This is a genomic window from Lyngbya confervoides BDU141951 (assembly GCF_000817775.3).
Classification (GTDB): domain Bacteria; phylum Cyanobacteriota; class Cyanobacteriia; order Thermosynechococcales; family Thermosynechococcaceae; genus Lyngbya; species Lyngbya confervoides.
In genome coordinates this window covers 104,370-126,447 of sequence record NZ_JTHE03000079.1, presented here as the reverse complement: position 1 = coordinate 126,447, position 22,078 = coordinate 104,370, and the positions used below count along the sequence as shown (strand labels likewise).

The window sequence follows — 22,078 nt, the reverse complement described above, 5'->3', positions numbered from 1 at the left end:
GGAATTGGTGCATTCCCTGGGTTACTGGCTCGACAGGCTACAACTAAGGGGAGTTCTTTTTGCTCTCGGCTCGATTGTTGTTCGCACCGTCGTAAAGGCGACTCCCTCCAAGCTGAAGCCATGGCCAATTTTGAACGCTGGGTTCCCCGTTCTTGTCTCGATCAACTTCTGACACAGGTGCTGGATTTGGCCGCCTCGGCCTCCGCTGAAGTTCTTTTTTCTCCGAATCAAGCCTGTGCCCTTGCGCTGCAAGTAGGGACCTTTTGCGCAGTCATCGCCCCTGACCTTGTCATTTTAATGCAGGTTCAAGCTCAGTCTCCCGATCAGCTCCTTCAGGTTCAGGTTTATCTGGACCCAGAGGAGGTGGGGCAGGTTTTGTCCCAGCTGCAGCCTGGGCAGGCGGATCTCCAGGCGCAGATCCACCGTCTCCTCCCGCAGATCCAATCTCCATCCCAGGTCATTTCATCCTCAGTCCAAGGATTCCTCTACAGTCTGCTGGACTGGGGGATGCAGGCCTACACCGCGGCAGCTCCCACCCTCGCGACTTGTCAACCCATGGTGGATGCAGCCCTGACCCAGCAGCTGGCCCAGGAGGGGCTGATTCACCGCGTCACCAACCAGATCCGTCAAAGCCTAGAGCTGCCAGAAATTCTCGCCACCGCGGCGCATCAGGTGCGTCAGATTCTGGGGGTGGAACGCCTGGTAATCTATCAATTCCAGACCCTCGACCCAGGGCTATTGGACGATCGCGCCTGGGACAAGGCGACACAATCAGGCGCTAGCCTGGGGAGCGTTACCTACGAATCGCGAGCCGATGAAGATCTGATCTCGGCTCTCGAGTTCCAGGAGAGTTACTGCTGGAATCCCACCAGCCAATCCATTCAAAAATTTCAGCGCGGGAAGGTGCTATCCATTGGTGATGTTCAGCACCGCTACCAAGACTTTCCCTGCATGCAGGCTTTCTTGCAGCAACTCCAGGTCCAATCTAAGGTGGCTGTGCCCATTCTGGTCAAGTCTCAACTGTGGGGACTCCTCATTGCCCATCAATGTTCTTATCCCCGCACTTGGCAGCCCTCAGACATTACGTTTCTAGAGCAAATTAGCGAGCATTTATCCGTGGCGATCGCCCAGGCCCAGCTCTATCATCAGCTCCATAAACAGAAGGAAACCCTGGAAAATCAGGTGCAGCAACGCACCCAAGAGCTGCAAGAGGCCCTTGTGGTGGTGCAGGCCGCTAATCAGGCCAAAAGTGAGTTTCTGGCCACCATGAGCCACGAGCTGCGCACGCCCCTCACCTGCGTCATCGGCATGTCGGCTACGCTGTTACGCTGGTCCCTCGGGCCGCTCACCGATAAGCAACGCAGCTACCTGCAAACCATCCACGACAGCGGCGAACATCTGCTGGAGTTGATCAACGACATTCTTGATCTCTCTCATTTGGAGGCCGGAAAGGGCAGCCTGAGGATGGGGCTATTCTCCATTTCCTCCCTTGCCCATCAGAGTTTGCAAATGCTGCGGGATAGCGCCCAAAGTTCGGGCATTACCCTCAAGGCCCAGATTAACCTCTCAGCGGGCCGCGATCGCTTCACAGCCGACGCCCGGCGAGTTAAGCAGATTTTATTTAATCTCCTTTCGAATTCCATCAAGTTTACCCCCGCTGGAGGTAGCGTTACCCTGCGAGTTTGGCGCGTTGAGGAGTCGGTAACCTTTCAAGTGGAAGATACGGGCATCGGTATCGCAGAGGCGCAACAGCCCCTGCTGTTTCAAAAGTTCCAGCAGCTGGACACCTCCTACCACCGTAGTTATGAAGGTGTGGGCCTGGGGTTGGCTTTGGTGAAGCAGTTTGTGGATATGCACCACGGATCCATTGAGGTGCAATCCACTGAAGGCCAGGGATCGATCTTTACAGTCACCCTCCCTGACCAAACGCCAAGGCTCCCCCACGCCGCTCCGGCTCCCCGACTCAGCCCCGCCCAGGAGAGCAGCAGAATTTTGCTCATTGAAAACCAGGATGAAAGTGCGGGGTTAATCTGTGACATTCTGACGGCAGCGGGCTATCAGCTGATCTGGATGATTGAAGGGGCCACGGCCTTTCCCCAGGTGAAAATCTTGCAACCCCTGGTGGTGATTCTGGATATTCAGCCCTCCCTGGAGCATTGCCTGCGCCTCATCCAGCAGATTCGGCAGGATCCCGCGATCGCCCAAACCAAGCTGCTGGTGCTGATTCCAGAAGATTTAACAGCGGCCCCCCATCCCTTTTTAAATGCAGGAGCCGATGCATATCTGGAAAAACCCATTCTCCCAGAGCAGCTCCTGCACACGCTTGATCGGTTGCTCAGCCCTGTTTCGGCCTAATCCGTCTTTGATGATGCCTGTGGGCGGCTCAATGGCCTAATCTCCTCCGTCCTAATCCCCCCCTAAACAAGGGGATCTAGGGAAGATAACGGGGCGATCCTTTGCAAGCCTTGCCCCTCTATCGTTAGAACGTGGTGAGATGAACCATGACATCCTCAAGGGGGTGGGGAAAGGGATTTCTGAAGTCTTCTGAAGTCTTCTGAAGTCTTAGGACTTCAAGTCCTCCCAGGGATCTACCATTTCCTTCCAGCCCGGAGATTGAGGGGCAGAGGAGCTATGGTTCCCAGGACCGCTGCGGCTGGCGGAATCTGTCTCAGGCTCGGGTGCTCCAACCCAAGACTGATCACCGTCTTGCCCGATAAAGGGGTCCCAGTCTGCCGACTGGAGAACGGTTTCTGGTCCCGACGGGTCTGGCGGCTCAAAGAAGCCCTGTAGAACGGTGGCATCCTCGTCTACGGCGTCGATATCCGGCTGATGCCCTGGATGCACAGATTTCGGGGCTGGTTCCGACCGTTGGGGGGGCTCCCCCGCCTGGATCACCGTATCCATTGATCGATCCTGGGTGGATGGCTGCTTTGAAGCCGTGGCCGTTGATGTCGGGACGGTTGCCGTCTGCGTCGGGGCCGACTTTGATGGTGTTGTTCGTAGCCCTTGGGCCTGGAGCCGGGCCGCATAATTCGGGGCCGGTCGCGGCGATCGCCGCCGTTTTGCCTCTAGCTTCACGCGCATGGCGGCTAACCACCCTATCATCCCCAGTCCCAGGGCTAGGATGAACAGCGGGAGGACTTCGTACAGGAGCGGACTTCGCGCCGGGGGAGCCGAAGCCGGGGGGGCCGAAGTCGGGGGGGCTGAGAGGTTCGTGTTGACTTCTTCGGAGCGGGGAACTTCAGCCTTGCCCTCGCTGGGAGCCTGTAACTGATCCAGCTGGGGGGCCAGGGGCAGACGGGTGGGGTCCGCAGGCTGGCGCTGGGCAAACTCCAGGGCGTCTTGGGCCTCGGCTGAGGAGAGAAACGTCAAGAAGTCTTGAACCTGAGGATTTTGGGCATTGGCGTAGACGTAATTCAGTGGCTGGGAAAAGGGATAGAGGGGATTATCAACGCTGACCCCGTCAATGCGCACCACCCGAGCATCGACTTGATCTTGAACTTCACTGGCGGGGGCATAGCCAATGCCGCCCTCTCCCAGCGCCTCGATCAGGACCGAGGTTCGATCCTCTGGAATGACGGTATCCGTCGCTGTAACGGGCAGTAAGGTTGAATAGCGATCCAAGGCTTGCCGGGCCGAATTAGACTCGGGTCGATGGATCAGCTGAATTGCCCGATCAGGGCCTCCCACCTGCTGCCAGTTTTGAATTTCCCCTTTAAAAATTTTGGCAACTTGCGCCAGGGAAAGGCTGCCTTGAAAGGGATTGTCAGGTCCCACAATGATGGCAATTTTTTCACGGGTGACTGGAATCTGCTGTAGCCCCTGACGCTGCTCCGCCAGACTCAAGGGGCGCGTCAGGGCCACCAGATCAAACCGCTCACCGAGGCTGCCCTCGCCCTGTGTCAGGTCCAGCACCTGCCCCGGCCTAGCCCGTTCAAACGCATCCTTGAGTAAAACGCTATAGGGACCCACGCGGGTATTATCAGAAAGTGCAATCCCGTTCTGGGCCGCCTCTGGCTCTGTGACGTCAAGTTGAGCCAAAGGAACGAGAGCGTTTGGAAATAAACGAATTGGATTTGACACCGTCGGAAAACCTCAACAATCGCCTGCTATAACCTGAACACTCCCATCTACCCCCTCCCTTGTCCCAAGGAACAAGAGCCCCGTGCACTTTTGCTTGCAACGAGTTTATCACCCCTCTTCAAACCCACGAAGGTCACTAGATGGGGGCGCGCCTTCGCCTTGGGGACAGGGCCGTTCGGCACGACCGTTTCGCCAGTTGATGATTTGTAAACTGCTACGTTTCGCAGCGACAACCCTGGCTCTCTGGCCTCACCCCTGCCAAAGCCAGCCCAGTACGTTCATCTTTGGGGGGGATATCGCTTGGACCGAAACCATCCAGCTGCCATTGGTGAAGAACGGTAACGCTACCTTGGCCTGCCCTCCCTTGCCTGTCAACCGGTTCACTCAGGCTGCCCCCCTTTTTTCCGACCTGATCGATCTTTTGCAGTCAGCCGATCTTGCGTTTGTTAACTTGGAAACACCGATTGCCCCCCCCGGCAGCCAGTCTTCACTCTTCTGGGCCCCCACCTTCCAAGCCCATCCTAACCTGGCCTTACTGCTTCAGCAGGCTGGCATTGATGTGGTGTCTACGGCAAACAACCACGCCTTTGATGCCGGGGAACCTGGAGTGCTGCACACCCTGCACACCTTGGCCGCCGCCAATTTGCGGACGGTGGGGACCGGGGCTTCCCTGACCCAGGCTCGCCAGCCAGCCATTCTTGCCCACCGAAACGGTCGCACGGCATTTCTCGCGTACACCGCCACGGACAATTCTCTCCAAGGCCTGGCCACCTCCACGCGTCCTGGGGCGGCCCCCCTGATCCCTCGGCTGATCCAGGCAGATATTCTCCGGGTGCGATCGCAGGTGGAGACCGTCGTGGTTTCGCTGCACTGGGGACAGATTGGCCAGGCTCGGCCTTCTCCCCAGATGCGAGCCTTCGCCCATCGGCTAATCGAGACTGGAGCAGACATTATTGTTGGACATCATCCCCCTCTCCCCTACGGCATTGAGCTACACCAGGGCAAGCCGATTCTTTATTCCCTGGGTAATCTGGCTTTTTCCTACGGCAGACCCGGCTGGACCGACAATATGCTGGTCCAGGTGACGCTAGAGCCTCGGGCAGTCCGCACCATTACGGTGTTGCCGATTGCTGGCAAAGGCTGCGATGTGATTCGTCCCTATCGATTACGGGGAACTCGGGCTGAAACCCTGCTCCGTGATCTCCAGCAAAAATCCGCCGAACTGGGCACCGTGATGCAGATCCAAAATGATCAAGGGATCATTCTGCCCCTGGGAACCTCTTGCCCCGGCTGTCCGTCCCCTCTCAGCCTCAGGCAAAGTCAGCGGTTCTGAAGCTGCGAACGGAGGCCTGGAGTTCTGGAAAAAATAGCCTGAAGTCCTGTTCTAACTCCTGATAGTTCCGGAGCAAATCTTCCAGTCCAAGATGCACCGAGTTCTCACGAGTGATCCGGAGGGTAAGGCGCTGGAGGGTAAGCGCGATTCCCTTCAAACTGGCATAGGATGAGAGCCAGTCCTCTTGAATGAGACGGGGAGCCACCCGCTGTAACGGTCCTGGTAAATTAGCCCCTTGGGCTGCAAGCAGCGCGTACACGCGCTCCACAAAGGGGGATAGGGGCATCGCAGCATAGTCCTCCCAGTGAACCGCTAAAAAATGATCGTAAAAAATATCCACTAGAATCCCAGAAAACCGCCGCCGCGGCGCCGCAATCCGTCGCTTGCTGCGGCGAAAGACCGGGTGGGCATCAGTTTGGCCATCAATATACTGGTGTAATCGAATGCCCCGCTGAATCCCAGGCGGGAAGGTTTGGATCTGCACTCCCTTCATGAAATCTCCGTAGAGACCGCCCAGCATCAGATCCTCGGAGTCCTCCGCCAGATAGAGATGGGCCAAAAAATTCACGAGTCAATCACGGATCCCTGACTGCCTTAAGAGCCGGAGAGATAGCGTAGAATACCGCGGGCAATGGCCTCGGCCATTTGACGACGGAAGGCTGGATCAGCCAGACGAGGATTGTCAATGGCGCCGGTGACAAACCCCGTTTCTACCAGCGCGGCAGGCATGGAGGTGCGGCGAATGACGTAAAATCGAGCGGACCGCACGCCGCGATCGCCCATATTAATCGATCCCAAAACGCTATTGTGAATGCTTTGGGCAAGTCTGGCCCCGGCGGATGACCCCGGAGCATAGTAGGTTTCTAGCCCATTCACGTCGGGCCGACTCATGCTGATGGCATTGGCATGAATGCTCACAAATACATCAGCTCGCACCCGCTCTGCCAGGGACACACGCGGTTCAAGATCAATCTCACGCTCATCGGTGCGGGTTAGGTAGACCGTTAATCCTTGCTGTTGCAAAATTCTGGAAACGTCCAGGGAAATCGGCAAAACCACATTGGTTTCCCGAAGACCATTAATCCCAATGGCCCCAGGATCTCTGCCACCATGGCCAGGGTCAATGACCACCACCTTGCGCCCCGGTCGAGGTAGGGGAGTCGTGGGGGCTGTGGGCGTCGGCGCGGGCGTTGGAATTTGGACGGTGGAGGCGGGAGAACCGGCGCGGGCCAACCGCAGAATAATGGAATCGGAGGAGCGCCGCTGGACACCCACAATTCTCACTCCTGTGGCGGGGGTTGAGAGAATTGAAAGCCCGGTTTGATCCTGGCGGAACTGGACCGCACTCAGGGGGCTGCCAAGGCCCACCCGTGGTGGCTGCACTCCAGAGGCAAGTTGGGCCGCACGAATGGTGAGGCGATATTGCGATCCTTCCCAGGCTGTCAGGTAGGAAATGGGTCGATCGGCCTGCACCAGCATTTGATCGCCTCCGAGCTGCACAGCCCGCACCTGGGTGACCTGAGCCAGTGAGGTGGCGGCCGGAGCCTGGGGGGTCTCTCCCTGCAAGAGGCTCACGGTGCTGGTGGGACGTGGGGCGCGATCGCGCACCTGGGGTAAGACGCTGACGCCCCCAAAGCGACTGACGCTTGCAAACCAGTTAGGGCTAGATCGAGAGACATCCAGGACTACTTCCGTCTGGGATGGACTATTCTGGGACTGCCGAACCTTCAGTTGTTGGATGCCAAAGTAGTCTGGATTAAAGGTGCGCCGGGTCAGTTCGGGGTTGGCCGTCAATCCGCGCAGGGTCACAACCACCTGGCGACGATTTCGACTGCGTTGGACAGAGACCTCCGGCGTGTTCCCCGTGGTTTTGAAAAACAGCCCATCCTGGGTGATGGAAATATCCTCTAATCCCGGCTGATCAGGGCGCGCAGAAATCTCAGGGGGGGCGGTGTCGCGAGGGGGTGTGGCCCTTTGAGCGGGGGAAGGGGGGCTGGGAAGAATCGGCGTCTGCACTGCCTCTGGAGACACAGGCGATCTCGTCAGGGTACTCCCAATGCGTTGAGGCGTGGGTAGCGCAATGGACCAATTATTGCCCGAAGTGCCTTCCACTTTGACCTGGTTGGGGTCCACAACGTAAGCAGGATCAAGTTCCACCACAATTCGAGTGGTAAAGTTGTCGAACTGGCCAACCCGGACCGAACGGACGGTGCCTGACAAGCTTTGACGCACAGTGGGTTGTCGCAGCTGAATTCCAGGCAGGTCCACCACCAAGCGCGTGGGATCTGGAATCAGCTGCACCTGGGGCTGAACCGAAACATCGGTACTGAAGACAAGCCGATTTTGAGCCGGTTCGAAGCGCCAAAACTGCAACTCTGCCGCCTGGGCTATTTCTGTCCACAGCCACCCTCCCAGTAAGCTAGGAAGCAACCATAACCAGACCTGTTGTTTCAGAGGTTGTTTGGTCGGGGTAGACCCTAGCCAATACCGCATTGCAGAACTCCGTTCATGTGATTCAGTTCGAAATAGCGTCGTGAGGAACGCTGTGGATAGAGGATGTCAGGACGCAGAAATCTCACCGGAAGTTTCAAAGCTTGCAGAAGCAAACCTGGTCCGCCCAGCCTTTCAGCTCCTCAGATTACAAAGAACAGCCCTGTCTGATGACATCTATCCCAGGAGAGAAGTCGATGTAACTCAAGACCCTTCTGGAAAAGCCCCTCAGCCCCTGCCCTCTGAACAGGCATCTAAGATAGCATCAAACTTCCCGCAAATGTCCACCTTCCCGGAATAGTCCTCTGCCTAGCCCACCACCCGATGCTTGAGGCAGGGCATTTGACAGCGGACCTGCTGCAACCGAGACGGTTCAATGGGCGCAATGGCCACCCCTTTCTCAGTTCCGGCATCGGCAAGAATCACTCCCCAGGGATCGACGATGAGCGCATGCCCATGGGACTGACGCCGGGAGTTGTGGTATCCTGTCTGGGCGGGAGCAATGATATAGGCTGTATTTTCTATGGCTCGCGCCTGGAGAAGTACCTGCCAGTGATCTTTCCCGGTGAAGGCCGTAAAGGCGGCGGGCACAAACAATACATCCACACCGTCCTTGGATAGGGATCGGTACAGTTCCGGAAAGCGGACATCGTAACAAACAGACAGGCCTAGTTTACCCAATAGATCAGAATGGTAAGGCACTGGCAACTGAATTCCTGCGGAAACGGTTTGGGATTCGTGATAGACATTTCCATCGGGAAGATCCACATCAAACAGATGGATTTTTTGATACCGGGCTAATTCCTGACCGCTGGGAGATACGAGTAGGGCAGTGTTGTAAACTTTTCCATGCTCCGTTGGAACCGGAAACCCACCGCCGAGCAGCGTGATCTGAAAGCGTTGAGCCATGGTTTTGAGAAACTTTTCGCTTCGTTGGGCAATTCCCTCCGCCTGGGCAATTTTTTTATCTTCATCTCCCAGAAAGGCAAAATTCTCTGGCAGCCCCACCAGCTCTGCACCGCGTCGGACAGCCAGTTCAATCAGATCTTCCGCCTGAGCCAGGTTATGGTCTAAATCTGGCAAGCTGGTCATCTGCACTGCTGCCGCTAGATAGGATTTCATGAAAGTTTCTTCTTAGCCTAAACCGTTCTAACAAAGAAAGCATGCTCAACCCCAAAAGCCTAGCATGCTTGAAGCACAGGTTACCCTGATTTCAGATCCTACGGCCTGAATAGCGAGAGCCGCCCTGGACTGCCCAGCGCGGCTCTCAAGCTAGCCTAAAAGCTCAGACCTTGGATTAGATCTGGGGAACAAAGCGCTCCTTCTCGGGAATCACCGTGTATTCAGCAAGAATCTGTCGAAACTCTTCACCATCAATTGTTTCCTTCTCAACCAGCAGCTCTACGAGCCGATCAATGGCAATCCGATGGTCCCGAACAATGCGAATCGCTTCTTCGTAGGCGTGCTGGATTAACTCGCGCACCTGAGCATCAATCCGGGCCGCAATTTCTTCGGAGTAGTCCGATCGGGTCATTAAATCTCGACCCAGAAAGACTTCTCCCTGCTGACTTTCAAGGGAGAGCGGCCCAAGATCTGACATTCCGAATCGAGTCACCATCTGGCGGGCCATCGCCGTGACCTGCTGCAGGTCATTGCCTGCGCCGGTAGTGACCTCAGCATCGCCAAACACAACATACTCGGCTGCTCGTCCTCCCAGAGCACCAGCCATGCGCGCCATCAATTGCGATCGCGAAATAAGCGCTTGATCTTCGGAGGGGGTAAACCAAGTCAGTCCCTTCGCCTGACCTCGGGGAATGAGGGTGACTTTTTGCACGGGATCATGCTCCCTAATCAGCGTTCCCACAATGGCGTGACCCACCTCATGGTAAGCAATCAGCCGCTTGCTCTTGCTGTCTACAAGGGGAGTGCCCTCCATTCCTGCAATAACGCGATCCACGGCATCGTCGATTTCCACCATGGTGATGGCCTCCTTGCGACGACGCGCGGTCAAAATGGCCGCCTCATTTAAAAGATTCGCTAGATCGGCCCCTGTAAATCCAGGGGTACGGCGCGCAATGGCCTCAAGGGAAATGGCCTCGGCCAGCTTTTTATCGCGTGCATGCACCTCCAGCACTGCGCGCCGTCCTTTGATGTCAGGTGCGTCCACCGTTACCTGACGATCAAACCGCCCCGGACGCAGGAGAGCGCTATCGAGGACATCAGGACGGTTGGTGGCGGCAATAATAATGATGCCAGTATTGCCCTCGAAGCCATCCATTTCTGTGAGCAACTGATTCAGGGTCTGCTCACGCTCGTCATTTCCACCGCCGATACCGGCTCCCCGCTGCCGCCCAACGGCATCAATTTCATCAATGAAAATGATACAGGGCGCGTTTTCCTTTGCCTTTTTAAATAAATCTCGAACCCGAGAGGCCCCCACGCCCACAAACATTTCCACAAATTCGGAGCCGGAAATGCTGAAAAAGGGGACTCCGGCTTCGCCAGCGATCGCCTTCGCCAGCAAGGTTTTACCCGTCCCTGGCGGCCCCACCAGCAAAACCCCCTTGGGAATTTGAGCCCCCACAGCCGTGAAACGCTCCGGCTTTTTGAGAAAGGTCACCACCTCTTGAAGCTCTTCCTTGGCTTCCTCGACTCCGGCGACGTCGTCAAACATCACGCCGGTCTTTGCTTCCATTTGGAAGCGCGCCCGCGACTTACCAAAATTCATCGCCTGTCCAGGGCCACCGGGAACATTGCTCGATCGGCGAAACAGGAAAAACAGACCCAGCAGTAAAAAGACAGGGAAGATAAGGTTCCCAATTAAGCCCCACACTGCACCGGTATTACGAGCTGGATGGACATCGAAATCCACATTTTCCTGGTACAGCTCATCAATTAACTGGGGCGTGGTGCCAGGCAGATCAACCCTCGCGCGCTGAAAACGACTCATCTGTCCTGACAGGGTATCGGGATCGTCTCCCAACTCCACAATGGCGGTTTTGCCACCGTCAAACAAATCGACTCGATCCACCTTCCCCTCATGGAGATATTCCAAAAAGCGTCCATAGGTCAGGCGTGTATTGGCGGAGTTCTTGACGTTGTCAGCGGGCATGGAGGCAAAACTTGCTTGCCAGATAAAAAATCCGATCAGCAAGATTGGCAAGACCCAAAGTAAAATCGTTTTCCAAGAGGATTTCATATCATTCAGCTCACAAATCTTAACTAAATTTAACGTAATTCTCAGAGTTAAGACAACTCCTGGCGTTGGCAACCTCGGCTGCATTGCATCCGGGAGAAGGGATTAACGATGCGGAAGCTCCATGCCACCGGGGATGTAGTCCTGGGCGCCTAACCGGGGATGGGCTAGCCCTATGATATCGGCTTGCTTGCGTTCCGCCCAACGAATTCAACCGAGCACCGCGCTCTAAAAAAACTGAGGCGGTGGAGTCACCCATGCTGATCCACCGCCTCATATTCTTGACCTCCCTCAGAGTCAGGGTCGGGCTAGTTTGTCCAAGCAGGCTTAAAAATTCATTTCCGCAGCTTGGACCTTTTCGATTTGCTTCTTCTTGAGCACTAGCATGGTCTGGGACAGCATGATGCCAATGAAGAACACAATCAAAAACAGCACCCTTGTGGGATTCTGCAGCACAATTTCCGTATCGTGCTGGCCAAATCCGCCCACATTGGGGTTAGACGTGAGGGCATCGCCTTCAGCCACGGACTGCCCTTGAGACACGAGCAGTTCTGGACCGGCAGGAATCGACTCAGTCACGGTCTCCCCTGCGGCAGTTTGAATGGCAACTTGATATCCTCCGGCATCGGAGGCGGAGATTTCTGAAATAACCCCAGCCGTGGAGGCCGTGAAGATATTGTTATTGGATTTTTCACCGGTGGGATAGACCTGCCCGCGGCCACGATTTCCCCCTGCATGAATGGAGTATTTTCCATAATTCACGGACTTATCTGCGGCGGGATTCGGCGACAGGATGGGAAAGACAATTTCCTGGTGGTCGTCCCCTGCCAGCGGACCCACAATTAAAATATTTTGCTTGTCTTCTGCGTAGGGCTGAATGTAAACGCCCTTAGTTTCCTCTTGAAGCTCCTCTGAAAGGCGATCCTGGGGCGCTAGGGTGAACCCCTCTGGCAGTACCATCACGGCACCCACATTTAAAGGCCCCTTAGACCCATCCCCGAGCACCTGCTGCGCTCCTTGTTCGTAGGGAATCTTGACCACTGCCTTAAAGACCGTGTCGGGCTTGACCGACTGGGGAACTTCCAATTCCGTGGGCTTAGCGGCCAGGTGACAGTTTGCACAAACAATTCGGCCTGTGGGTTCACGGGGATTTTCGTAGGCAGCCTGGGCCCAGAACGGATAGGCTTGAGCCGGCTGGGGCCAAACAAGGCTGCTGGCAAGGAACAGGGCCAAAGCAGAGAGAAATTGGGCACCGCGGCTCCAAACCTGCGGTAAAAACTTTTTTTTCATCGTGCACTCAAATAGAACCAGCTTGATTTGAAATCAGTGAATTCGAACCTGGGTTGTCCGGGGTGGGCAAAACTTCAGCCTCTATGCCCACCAGGGCTCCTTCCCGGTCCGAAAATCCGTTTCCGTCCAAGGCGTAAAGACTAACTTGTCATCTTCAGAGACGTTGGCATGCACGAGGGCGAGGGAAAGGGGCGCTGGACCGCGCACCACTTTCCCGGTGCTGTCATACTGAGAGCCATGGCAGGGACACATAAACTTATTTTGTCCGGCATTCCAGGGCACCACGCAGCCGAGGTGAGTACAGACGGCATTGAGACCATAGTCCCCAATGGTTTGGTCGTCTTGGATAACCACATAGGTGGGATCTCCCTTTAGCCCCTGGGCCAGCGATCGATCGCCAGCTGAATGGGTTTCCAGGTAGGCACTTGCAACGATGTCGTTCCCCAACGCATCCTTTGCCACGACGCCCCCACCGGTGCCCCCGGAAGAGGGCGGGATAAAGTACTTCACGATGGGATACAGAGCCCCAAGGGCAGTTCCTGTGATCGTACCGAAGGTCAAAAGGTTCATAAACTGGCGACGTCCCATATCGGGAACATCCGGAGATCCTGAGACTTGAGCCATGACTTACGCGGAATCTTGAAGGACATTTTTAACATTTCTTGACGTATTATCCCACTTGTTGGGCTGCTGTTTCGCCCTAAATGTAAATAAACGCAAAGTATCTTTCTTAACTTAAATCAACTTTCCCGTAGGACTCAAGCTCACTGATCAAAACGGGGGAGGGGTAGCGTGAAGACCGATGCGGGCTAGGTTGATCGAAGCGCGAATCACAATGCGCCATTAGAATGCGAATCAGAGCGCTAAATTGATGAACATACCTCTTGCACATGAGTAATCAGCCATGACGGGGACGGAATTGCAACAATTGCTCATTGGCAAGTGGGGGCGCTCCTACGATATTCAATTTCGTCGGGTGCAAGGAAAACTCTACGTATTGGTCATGTGGCGCTATCTGGAGCAGGCTTCCTTTCCCATCGGTGCCGATGAGTACCAGGAACATTTGGAGGCGGTTGCAACTTACCTCAACGGTTGGGGCGTGAGTGACCAAGTCACCCAGGCCATTTTGGAAACTGCCGAACGGCCGCGCTTGGGTCGCGCCCTGAGCATTCCCGTGGATTTGGGCGATCGCGCCTCAGAATGGCTGCTGGATGAATTCTAAGCAGATCTGTGGCGGGTTAACAGGATCACCATTCCGGTCCCCCCTAAATAGAGCGCGATGACCGCACCGCCCAAGAGGCTCTGGGTCAAGGGATCGGTCGAAGGGGTCAGGACCGCCCCTAAAATCACCGCTGCTAGAACGACGGTGCGCCAAGCCGCTAGCATCTGCCCGCCCGAAACCAACCCCAACAGGCCCAGCAAAATCTGAATAACCGGAATCTGAAAGGCAATTCCGGTGCTAAACAGCAGCAGCAGCACAAACTCAAAGTAGCGATCAATGGACCAGAGCTGCTCCACCACATCCCCTCCGTAGGTGATGAAGAAGTTCAACGCAGCGGGAATCAACGCCACATAGGCAAACCAAAGTCCCACCCAAAACAGAAGGGTCGACCCCAGCACAATGGGGCCGAGAAATCGGCGCTCTCGACGCGTCAACCCCGGCAATACGAAGCGGATGATTTGATAGAGCACGAAGGGACTGGCCAGGAGGGCACCGCTATAGCCCGCCACCTTCAGAGACACGAAAAAGTACTCCCCCGGTGCCAGCTGAAGAAACTTGGCCCCGTGGGCGGGCTGCTCTAGGACATTCACAATCCAGTTCACTTTCCAGAAACAGATCCCAATGCCCAGCAAGATGGCCCCAAGGCTGTAAAAAATCCGGAGGCGGAGTTCCTCTAGATGATCAAACAAAGACATTTCCACATCGTCAATGAGCTGATCATCGGCGTCGAGCGCAGAGACGTCCGTTTCTTTCGGAATCGAAGAGGTCATAACAAAAGCAGGCTATTTCAGCACAGAGAATTGGCGCGGGTGACGCCTCTGGACATCAGCGTAACAAAGATTGTAAAGCGCAAGTGCCTACTCTTCCCTGGGCGTTGCATCAGCTCAGTTCCTGGGGCCAGGAATGGGGAAAACAGACCCGAGGGGAAATGGTATAAGAGAGTACAGGGATTCTCAATCGTTCATACAGCAGCAGACAGTGCCGTGAAGTCCACTTTATTTTCGGATTGGCTGGCAGACCTCTACCACGACCAGTTCCAACAATTTTCCCGATCCAATGGTTATACCCTCGGCCTTTGGGGCATAGGTCTGTGCTTTCTTTTCCTGTTGAATTTTAAGCTCATGCTGATTCTGGGCAGTGGGGTTGCTGTGGGCTGGGTGAGCGATCAGATTCAGCAGTCCCATCCAGAATGGCGATCGCGCCGTCGGACCTTTTACGATGGCCTATCCCAATTTCCCCTGGGCCGTCCACTGGTGTGGGGGGGCAGTACCAGTTTGGTGCTGGGACTGGGGTTTTGGGTCACCGAAACCGCAGGTCGAGGCTGGATTGTTGTCTTGTTGATGCTGCAAGGTTTGACGGCGGCCGGGATCTGGCTGCGGCGTCCCCCCCATTCCTCCGCTGTTTCAGATCCAGATGCGTCCGGGGTTCTAGACTGGGAAGCCTCCCTTCAGGCGTTAGGTCACGACAATCCCATGCGCCGTCTAATTGCCGTCCGACAGCTGCATCAGGCGCTTTGTATCGACGATCTCTCCCGGCGCGACTTACAAGAGATTCAAGAGTATCTTCAGTTTCTGCTGCAGGTCGAGCCGGAGCCCCAGATCCGATCTAAAGTGCGATCTGCCTTAAAAGACTTGCCCGGGTGGGATGATACGGGCCTAGCGGATCGCATCGAAGAACCACGCACTCTGCCCTTGGCGATGCCCCCCCAGTTAACCCGCCCCGCTAGGCGCTGGCCCGACGCCAGCGCCGTTCGCGATGACTACCAGCTCTCTATTTCCCAGGGATGACCGAGAACTGGGATTGCCACGAGAGGGGCCTTCACTGCGGCAAGTCTACGGCAAGTCTGGCAATTCTTAAGTTCTACTTGGTCGCAGGGGAGCGTAGACTGCATCGATGCTAGGATGCCAAATCGTGATTAAGCCATTGAGTCTGTGCCATGGACAGTCGATTTCGAGTTGAGGTGATCTCCCAAACCCAAAATCCACAGCAGGTTGCCTATGCGGCCATGCATCAGGATTATGCTGAGGAATTTATCTGGGCAGATCGCGATCGCTTTCCCGATGAAGCAAAGGCAGGCGAGCTGCTTGTCAAATATTTGCTCAAGGGAAATCGGGGTCACTATGGGCCGTTGGAGCATCCGCAAATCATCCTTAACTTTGGCTACTTTCCGCACAGCACCATGCAGCAGATGCGCACGCACCGTAATGTGTCCTTTGATGTGCAATGTTTAGCCGCCAATAGTGTCATCACCTTCGTTGATGCCCAAGGACGTACAGCGCCTCAGTTAAAGAAGACCATCGGCGAACTCTATGATCTCTGGACTTATGGGGAAGCCTCTGAGCGGCAGCGTCATCTTCGTGGTCATAAGGGTGAGGATCTTGGGACCGACAGGAGAGACTGCAAGAAACGACTTAAAAAAATGCGGTTGCGTGTCCTCAATGAAGCCACAGGGCAGTTTGAAACCAGTCATATTAAAGATGTTATTTGCAGTGGTTTGCAACCGGTTTATCGAGTGACGTTAGCCGATGGCAAAGCGATAGATTGCACCGCAAATCACCGTCTATATACCCCCCAAGGTTGGCAAACCATGGGAGACGCTGTTGGCCTGGAGACAGATGCCGCAGGCAATGTGGTTAATCTGAACCGTACAGCAGAGGTTATGTGTAACGGTTTGGCCGTTGCAGAAAAGGGTTTATACCGTCATCGATCCTGGCTAAAAGAACAGTTAAACCCATGGAATAAGGGAAAAGCTAGATATCACCAGAATTACCCAGAACATAAATTTGCTCTCGAATTTCAGCCTATTTCAAGTTCCGTAAAGTGGCAGCCTAAAGCTAAAGCATTCATTGCCCATCCCATTCCAGTGATTCAGGTGGAATATTTAGGCGTACAAATGACCTATGACCTAGAAGTCGAAGATCCCTGGCACAACTTTGTGGCCAACGGCATGGTCGTTCACAATTCCTTCCGCTATACGGGCAAACGCATCCTAGATGCAGCAGAAGGAAAAACAGATCTTGAGGAGGTTTTTTATCTACGGCCTGTGGGGGACTACAGCGATCGCGAAGGTAAAAAGTACCACTATAGCCCGGACCAGCGTGAGCAGGACCTGGCCTGGTGTATGGAGGGCTGCAAGCGCTACGCGCAGCGCATTCACGAAGGGCTAGCGGAGGAACATGCCAGGGGGCTGGTCCCCTTCGATATTCGCCAGCATTGGGTGATGTCAGGCAATGCTCGGTCAATCCTGCACCTGCTTGATATTCGCGGTAAGTTTGACGTGCAGATGGAGACTCGCATCATGACCGAAATGATGTTGACCCACTTCAAGGCATGGATGCCCCAGGTGGCCGAATGGTATGAGCAGCATCGCTGGCGCAAGGGAACCCTTGCCCCCTAAGTCGGCTGTTAAGGGGCACTCAGGTCTAAGCTGCAACACCAGCAGGGGGATCTAGGAGGGAGAATCGCCTGTCTCCACCACGGGAACTTGGTTCAAGGAGTTTACCGGTTCAGGCTGGAACTCTCGGTTATTCCAGTAAATGAGCCCTCCACCCACCAGCATCACTAGCAGCCCATAGAGCAGATACTGCATTTTCTGCGAGACTAATCCGGTGGTGGGGTTGAGAAATCTCCTGCCGCGAGTGGACGCATTTGAGGTCTCAAGGCAAGAGAGATCAAAGCTAGCCGGGTCTTGCTGTAAGGTTTGGGCATATTGCCGAATGAAGCTGCGAATATAGACCAGCTCCGGGAGTGCGGATCGCTGCCCTGCTTCAATGGCGGTTAAATGCCGGACCGAAATCCGGGTTCGACGGGAAATTTGGTCTAGCTCCAGACCTTGATCAAGACGCAGCTGTTGTAAACGCTGGCCAATAGCGACAAAGGATTGAGCAGCATCTGAATGGGAGGAGGGAGAGGGGTACATCGGAAACAAACCAAATTCAGCGACACAGTGATAAGGACGACTTATTTTCAGTGTTAACTCAACCAGAATAAAATTTTTTATTTTGAAAGAAATATTGATGCTCTCATCATACTACTCCTCCTTAGAATGACGACGCGTTAAATCCTTGAGCTCCGTCGGGGTTAGATATCGCCAGATTTTGTGCTGAGAGGATCGATCCTGGGGCCAATCTTCCAGGCTAAGCGTTCCGATATGACTGCGATGCAAATGTAACACTCCGTAGCCCAGTTGTGCGGCGACCCGGCGGATTTGACGATTGCGCCCTTCCCATAAACGAATCTGTAGGCAGAAATGCGGTTTGGGAAAAGGGGGGAGGGAGAGGGGGGGATCGGGGACAGGCGTAAGAACCTGAACCTCTGCCGGCAGGGTTCTTTGACCGTCCAGATCAATTCCCGATCGCCACTGCTTTATCTTGCCCGGATCGGGTTGTCCTGATAGCCACACTCGATAAGTTTTAGAGATGTGATGTCGAGGATGGGTAAGCTGAAAGGTAAGCTGCCCTTCGTTGGTCAACAGTAATAGCCCGGTGGTGTCTTGATCTAATCGTCCGACCGGATGTAATCCTTGAGAGTTTTGGAGCGATCGCGGCAGCAAGGAAAGGACGGTGGGCCGTCCTTGGGGATCGTGGCAGGTCGACAGCACGCCCTTGGGTTTATTGAGCAAAATATAATACTTCTGAGGTTTGGCCTTTGCTGTGAGGGATCGGCCCTCAACCTCGATGTGATCGGTCTGGGGATCGGCGCACTGTCCCAGGGTGGCCGTCACGCCATTCAAGCGCACCTGTCCCTGAAGAATCATCTGTTCGGCTTGACGGCGGGAGGCAATTCCCCAGTGAGCCAAAATCTTTTGTAAGCGCTCTGCCATGATTTCAAACCCTAGACTTCAAGGATCGTGATCCGGAATTGCTAGGCCCATCTTAAACAATTCAGGAAATGATTTAAGGGTCATACCCCAGGGGACCGTTGCATTGCTGCTATGCATCGCTGATCTGGATCGCCAGGTCTAGCCTCTGTCGCCGGGAGAGGGTGGGCCAACCCCACAATGCCGTCGGGGTTTATGTTTCTTCATCGATGTTGCAGGTTACATCAAATATTGTTGCGTGGGATCTTGGCGTTTTGGGGGAGACGATAGGCTGAAAGGCGTGCGGTGTTGCGACGGGTTCAAGGAGGGAAACAACACTTCACGCTTTAGCTTTCACTATACAACTCGGAAACGAGGGAGTTCCAGTTCATGAAACTAGCCTATTGGATGTATTCTGGCCCAGCTCACATTGGCACCTTGCGGATTGCTAGCTCATTTAAAAACGTGCATGGGATTATGCATGCTCCTTTGGGGGATGACTACTTTAACGTGATGCGTTCCATGCTGGAGCGTGAGCGAGACTTTACCCCCGTGACGGCCAGCATTGTCGATCGCCATGTCCTTGCACGGGGCTCCCAGGAAAAGGTGGTCGACAATATCACCCGCAAAGACGCAGAAGAGCATCCAGACTTGATTGTGCTGACTCCCACCTGCACCTCCAGCATCTTGCAAGAGGACCTGCAAAACTTCGTAGAGCGAGCGTCCCTCTCCACCCAAAGCGATGTGCTGTTAGCTGATGTCAATCACTATCGGGTTAATGAGCTGCAGGCTGCGGACCGCACCTTAGAGCAGATCGTGCAGTTCTATCTCCAGAAGGCGGTTCAAACCGGCACGGTCGCAGACCAAAAAACCTCGAAGCCTTCAGCCAACATCATTGGGATGACCACGCTCGGATTTCACAATCATCACGACTGTACAGAACTTCGTCGCCTGTTAGCGGATCTCGACATTGAGGTCAATGAAGTGATCCCGGAAGGAGCCTCGGTACAGAACCTAAGGAAACTGCCCCAGGCCTGGTTTAATCTCTGTCCCTATCGAGAAGTGGGCCAAAGAACGGTGCAGTACCTCCAAGAACATTTTGGAATGCCCTGGATTGACATTACGCCAATGGGTGTGGTGGAAACCGCACGATTCATTCGGGGAATTCAAGGGATTCTGAACCAGCAGGGTGTGCAGGTGGACTATGAAAGGTACATTGAAACTCAAACCCTTTATGTGTCTCAAGCCGCCTGGTTTTCTCGCTCCATCGACTGCCAGAACTTAACGGGCAAAAAAGCGGTGGTCTATGGGGATAGCACCCATGCTGCGGCAATGACTAAAATTCTCAGTCGGGAGATGGGCATTCATGTAGCCTGGGCGGGAACTTACTGTAAGCACGATGCCGACTGGTTCAATGCTCAGGTCAGTGAATATTGTGATCAGGTCCTCATTAGCGATAACCATGCTGAAATTGGTGATGCCATTGCCCGTACCGAGCCAGCCGCTATTTTTGGCACTCAAATGGAGCGTCACGTTGGGAAGCGTCTGCAAATCCCCTGCGGTGTCATCTCATCTCCGGTTCATATCCAAGACTTTCCTGTGGGCTACAAACCCTTTTTAGGCTACGAGGGAACCAACCAAATTGCGGACCTGGTGTATAACTCCTTCACCCTGGGTATGGAGGATCATTTGCTGGAAATTTTTGGCGGTCACGATACCAAAGAAGTGATTACTAAGGGGATCTCAGCCAATTCAGATCTAAGCTGGTCTTCAGACGGATTGGCGGAGCTAAATAAGATTCCGGGGTTTGTTCGCGGGAAGGTCAAGCGGAATACAGAAAAGTTTGCCCGCGATCGCGGCATCCAGGAAATTAACATTGAAGTGCTTTATGCCGCCAAGGAAGCTGTTGGCGCTTAGGGACCAGCCTTTCCTTTCCAATCGCTAAGGCGGCCCGATGACCTCGGACATCCTCTAGGGGCAGGCGATTGGCTGACTTGCCGCCCTAAACCTAGCCCCCAGCTGAATCCAACTGGGGGCTCGCGTCAATCTCTGCGGTTTATTTTATCTGGAGTGACGGGGCTGTGAAGCCCCTAGGGTTTCATCGGATACTTTTATGGGTCACTCTTAGAAATACTTCATCTTCTCAGGGTTCCCCCCATCCCAGGGAGTGCAAGAGCGGGCCATCCACTCCAGATCCTAGCCAAACCAGACCTAGCCAAAGCAGGGAGTAAAGTACTTGCTGAGGGTGGTCGGAAGACCCAGCTGCGGATCCTTAATCGGGTTGAGTTGTGCTCCAGTCAAGATCACAATCGCGGCCGTTTGCGAATGCTGCATCTGCATTTGAGTCAGGGAGCACTGACATAATTTGATGGCTTGAGCCTCGGTGTAGCCTCGAACCTGAAGTTTTTCGCGGCAGCCAGAATTATAGCGCTCCACCATCTGAGCACTATAGGTATATCTTGGGGTTTCGGCCTTTGCGACTTGAGGAGCCATCATTGCAATGGCGGTGGCTCCACTAAGGCTGGCAACGGTCAGGAATGCGCCACAGGCTCGAATCGGGTGTTTCATGGGAAGACTCCGTAAATATAGTCGTACTGCGATTGATTCTTACCAGAATAAAAGACACCCTAGGAAATGCCCATGATGGTTGTCAGTTGTAATCTGTGCCATCTGTCACACTGCAGATCCACACCTTGCAGACCGACAGGTCTACGAGAACCGGCGCTTTATTCTGGGGAACTCACGTGATCTCACTCCCTCATCCACACTAGGATGATTCACCCACAGAGGTAAGCTAATCATGCCCAGAGCCCTGAGTTAACCGAACATCCTAGAGATAATGTAACCGCTATTCAAACATAAACTGCTGTCTGTGTCTATAAAGATGTGTTGCGCAAAACGGCCACGTATCCTAGGAATGAACGCCTTAGCGAAACCGCTTCGCAGGGCAAAACGCCCTGGTCGAAGCCGTGACCTGGGGACACAGCCCCCCCTCCATGGAGTATCCCTGGAGGACTCTCAGGGCTGCGGAGATGATCCCACATCCAGGGCCGTTCCCTCCAGGCAAGTGTCGATGAGCAAGGCCCCGTCCCACTGCGCCAGATCCATTTGGGCACACAATAGGTTGGCGCGCGTTAGGTTAGTTCCCCGAAAGACCGTCTGCACCAGCACTGCTTCTTCTAGGTCGGCCTGAGTGAAGTCGGCCCCGGAGGCATTTGCCGCTGAAAGATCGGCCTGGACCAAAAGCGTTTGGGTTAAGCTTGCGCCGCGCAGGTCACAGCCGCGCAGGTCCAACAGAGATAAATTGAGTCGACTCAGGGTTGCGCCAGCGAGGAGTGCTCCGGCGAGACTCGCCTGCGCAAGCTGGCAGTCTAGGCAGGTCGCGGCCCGCAGATCGGCATTGCGCAGATCCGCGCCCACCAGGCAAGATCCTCCTAAATCAGCCCCGCGGAGATTGCAGCGCAGGATGGCATGGCTGAGGTCAGCCCCAGATAAATCGGCCCCGGCCAGGTTGGCTCCGGTCAAGTTGGCTCCGGCCAGGTTTGCCCCGGCCAGGTTTACTCCGGTTAGCACTGTTCCTGAGAGATCGACCTGGGCAAGATTGGCGCCCCGGAGGTCTTTGATTTGTCCTGCCCGAATGGCTTGGAGGGTCTCAATCACTGTCAT

The 22,078-nt window shown here is 54.8% G+C and carries 18 protein-coding genes; 6 read left to right on the top strand and 12 right to left on the bottom strand.

What is annotated here, in order from left to right:
• The first annotated feature begins 120 nt into the window (after positions 1–120).
• On the top strand, positions 121–2,355 hold the full coding sequence (locus QQ91_RS13710) for a hybrid sensor histidine kinase/response regulator (protein ID WP_166275508.1): 2,235 nt from the start codon (positions 121–123) through the stop codon (positions 2,353–2,355).
• Between the two features lie 207 nt (positions 2,356–2,562).
• Here QQ91_RS13710 and QQ91_RS13705 read toward each other — a convergent pair whose 3' ends face one another.
• Complete coding sequence (locus QQ91_RS13705) at positions 2,563–4,083, bottom strand: substrate-binding domain-containing protein (RefSeq protein ID WP_250833356.1); 1,521 nt, start codon at positions 4,081–4,083, stop codon at positions 2,563–2,565.
• Positions 4,084–4,282: 199 nt separating this feature from the next.
• On the opposite strand from QQ91_RS13705, the gene QQ91_RS13700 reads away from it, so the two are divergent.
• Positions 4,283–5,416, top strand: coding sequence for a CapA family protein (locus QQ91_RS13700; protein ID WP_166275504.1), 1,134 nt, complete (start codon positions 4,283–4,285; stop codon positions 5,414–5,416).
• Here the strand turns inward: QQ91_RS13700 and QQ91_RS13695 are convergent.
• From QQ91_RS13695 to petC, 6 genes are all read right to left on the bottom strand, one after another.
• Complete coding sequence (locus QQ91_RS13695) at positions 5,394–5,984, bottom strand: acyl carrier protein phosphodiesterase (protein WP_166275502.1); 591 nt, start codon at positions 5,982–5,984, stop codon at positions 5,394–5,396. The two genes, QQ91_RS13700 and QQ91_RS13695, sit on opposite strands and share 23 nt — an antisense overlap.
• 26 nt (positions 5,985–6,010) lie before the next feature.
• On the bottom strand, positions 6,011–7,846 hold the full coding sequence (locus tag QQ91_RS13690) for an N-acetylmuramoyl-L-alanine amidase (RefSeq protein WP_250833355.1): 1,836 nt from the start codon (positions 7,844–7,846) through the stop codon (positions 6,011–6,013).
• A gap of 369 nt (positions 7,847–8,215) precedes the next feature.
• A complete protein-coding gene (locus QQ91_RS13685; protein ID WP_166275498.1) occupies positions 8,216–9,028 on the bottom strand; it encodes a carbon-nitrogen hydrolase family protein in 813 nt (270 codons plus the stop codon).
• 175 nt (positions 9,029–9,203) lie between these two features.
• Positions 9,204–11,105 (bottom strand): ATP-dependent zinc metalloprotease FtsH2, encoded by a 1,902-nt coding sequence (ftsH2, locus tag QQ91_RS13680; protein ID WP_166275496.1) that lies wholly within the window; start codon positions 11,103–11,105, stop codon positions 9,204–9,206.
• 324 nt (positions 11,106–11,429) lie between these two features.
• Positions 11,430–12,392: a cytochrome f gene (gene petA, locus QQ91_RS13675; RefSeq protein ID WP_166275494.1), complete on the bottom strand. Its 963-nt coding sequence runs from the start codon at positions 12,390–12,392 to the stop codon at positions 11,430–11,432.
• 81 nt (positions 12,393–12,473) lie between these two features.
• Entirely contained in the window at positions 12,474–13,016 is a 543-nt protein-coding gene (gene petC, locus QQ91_RS13670) for a cytochrome b6-f complex iron-sulfur subunit (RefSeq protein ID WP_166275492.1), read from the bottom strand.
• Positions 13,017–13,296: 280 nt separating this feature from the next.
• Here petC and QQ91_RS13665 point away from each other — a divergent pair, with 280 nt between their 5' ends.
• Positions 13,297–13,614 (top strand): DUF3067 family protein, encoded by a 318-nt coding sequence (locus QQ91_RS13665; protein WP_166275490.1) that lies wholly within the window; start codon positions 13,297–13,299, stop codon positions 13,612–13,614.
• Here QQ91_RS13665 and tatC read toward each other — a convergent pair.
• Positions 13,611–14,384 carry a twin-arginine translocase subunit TatC gene (gene tatC / locus QQ91_RS13660; protein WP_166275488.1) on the bottom strand — a complete coding sequence of 258 codons (774 nt, stop codon included), beginning with the start codon at positions 14,382–14,384 and terminating at the stop codon, positions 13,611–13,613. The two genes, QQ91_RS13665 and tatC, sit on opposite strands and share 4 nt — an antisense overlap.
• A 213-nt stretch (positions 14,385–14,597) precedes the next feature.
• Between tatC and QQ91_RS13655 the strand changes: the two genes are divergently transcribed.
• Together QQ91_RS13655 and QQ91_RS13650 are read left to right on the top strand one after the other, a co-directional pair.
• Positions 14,598–15,401: a hypothetical protein gene (locus tag QQ91_RS13655; RefSeq protein ID WP_166275486.1), complete on the top strand. Its 804-nt coding sequence runs from the start codon at positions 14,598–14,600 to the stop codon at positions 15,399–15,401.
• A gap of 149 nt (positions 15,402–15,550) precedes the next feature.
• Positions 15,551–17,011 (top strand): FAD-dependent thymidylate synthase, encoded by a 1,461-nt coding sequence (locus tag QQ91_RS13650; RefSeq protein WP_166275484.1) that lies wholly within the window; start codon positions 15,551–15,553, stop codon positions 17,009–17,011.
• A gap of 51 nt (positions 17,012–17,062) precedes the next feature.
• On the opposite strand, the gene QQ91_RS13645 is transcribed toward QQ91_RS13650, so the two are convergent.
• Both QQ91_RS13645 and QQ91_RS13640 read right to left on the bottom strand, forming a co-directional pair.
• Entirely contained in the window at positions 17,063–17,533 is a 471-nt protein-coding gene (locus QQ91_RS13645; RefSeq protein WP_166275482.1) for a helix-turn-helix domain-containing protein, read from the bottom strand.
• A 111-nt stretch (positions 17,534–17,644) separates the two neighbouring features.
• On the bottom strand, positions 17,645–18,436 hold the full coding sequence (locus QQ91_RS13640) for a pseudouridine synthase (protein WP_166275480.1): 792 nt from the start codon (positions 18,434–18,436) through the stop codon (positions 17,645–17,647).
• A 366-nt stretch (positions 18,437–18,802) separates the two neighbouring features.
• On the opposite strand from QQ91_RS13640, the gene bchB reads away from it, so the two are divergent.
• The gene (gene bchB / locus QQ91_RS13635) at positions 18,803–20,329 is read left to right on the top strand and encodes a ferredoxin:protochlorophyllide reductase (ATP-dependent) subunit B (RefSeq protein ID WP_166275478.1); all 1,527 of its coding nucleotides are present in this window, start codon (positions 18,803–18,805) and stop codon (positions 20,327–20,329) included.
• A gap of 294 nt (positions 20,330–20,623) precedes the next feature.
• Here bchB and QQ91_RS13630 read toward each other — a convergent pair whose 3' ends face one another.
• Both QQ91_RS13630 and QQ91_RS13625 read right to left on the bottom strand, forming a co-directional pair.
• Positions 20,624–20,980 carry a hypothetical protein gene (locus tag QQ91_RS13630; protein WP_166275476.1) on the bottom strand — a complete coding sequence of 119 codons (357 nt, stop codon included), beginning with the start codon at positions 20,978–20,980 and terminating at the stop codon, positions 20,624–20,626.
• A gap of 450 nt (positions 20,981–21,430) precedes the next feature.
• Positions 21,431–22,078 carry a pentapeptide repeat-containing protein gene (locus QQ91_RS13625; RefSeq protein WP_166275474.1) on the bottom strand — a complete coding sequence of 216 codons (648 nt, stop codon included), beginning with the start codon at positions 22,076–22,078 and terminating at the stop codon, positions 21,431–21,433.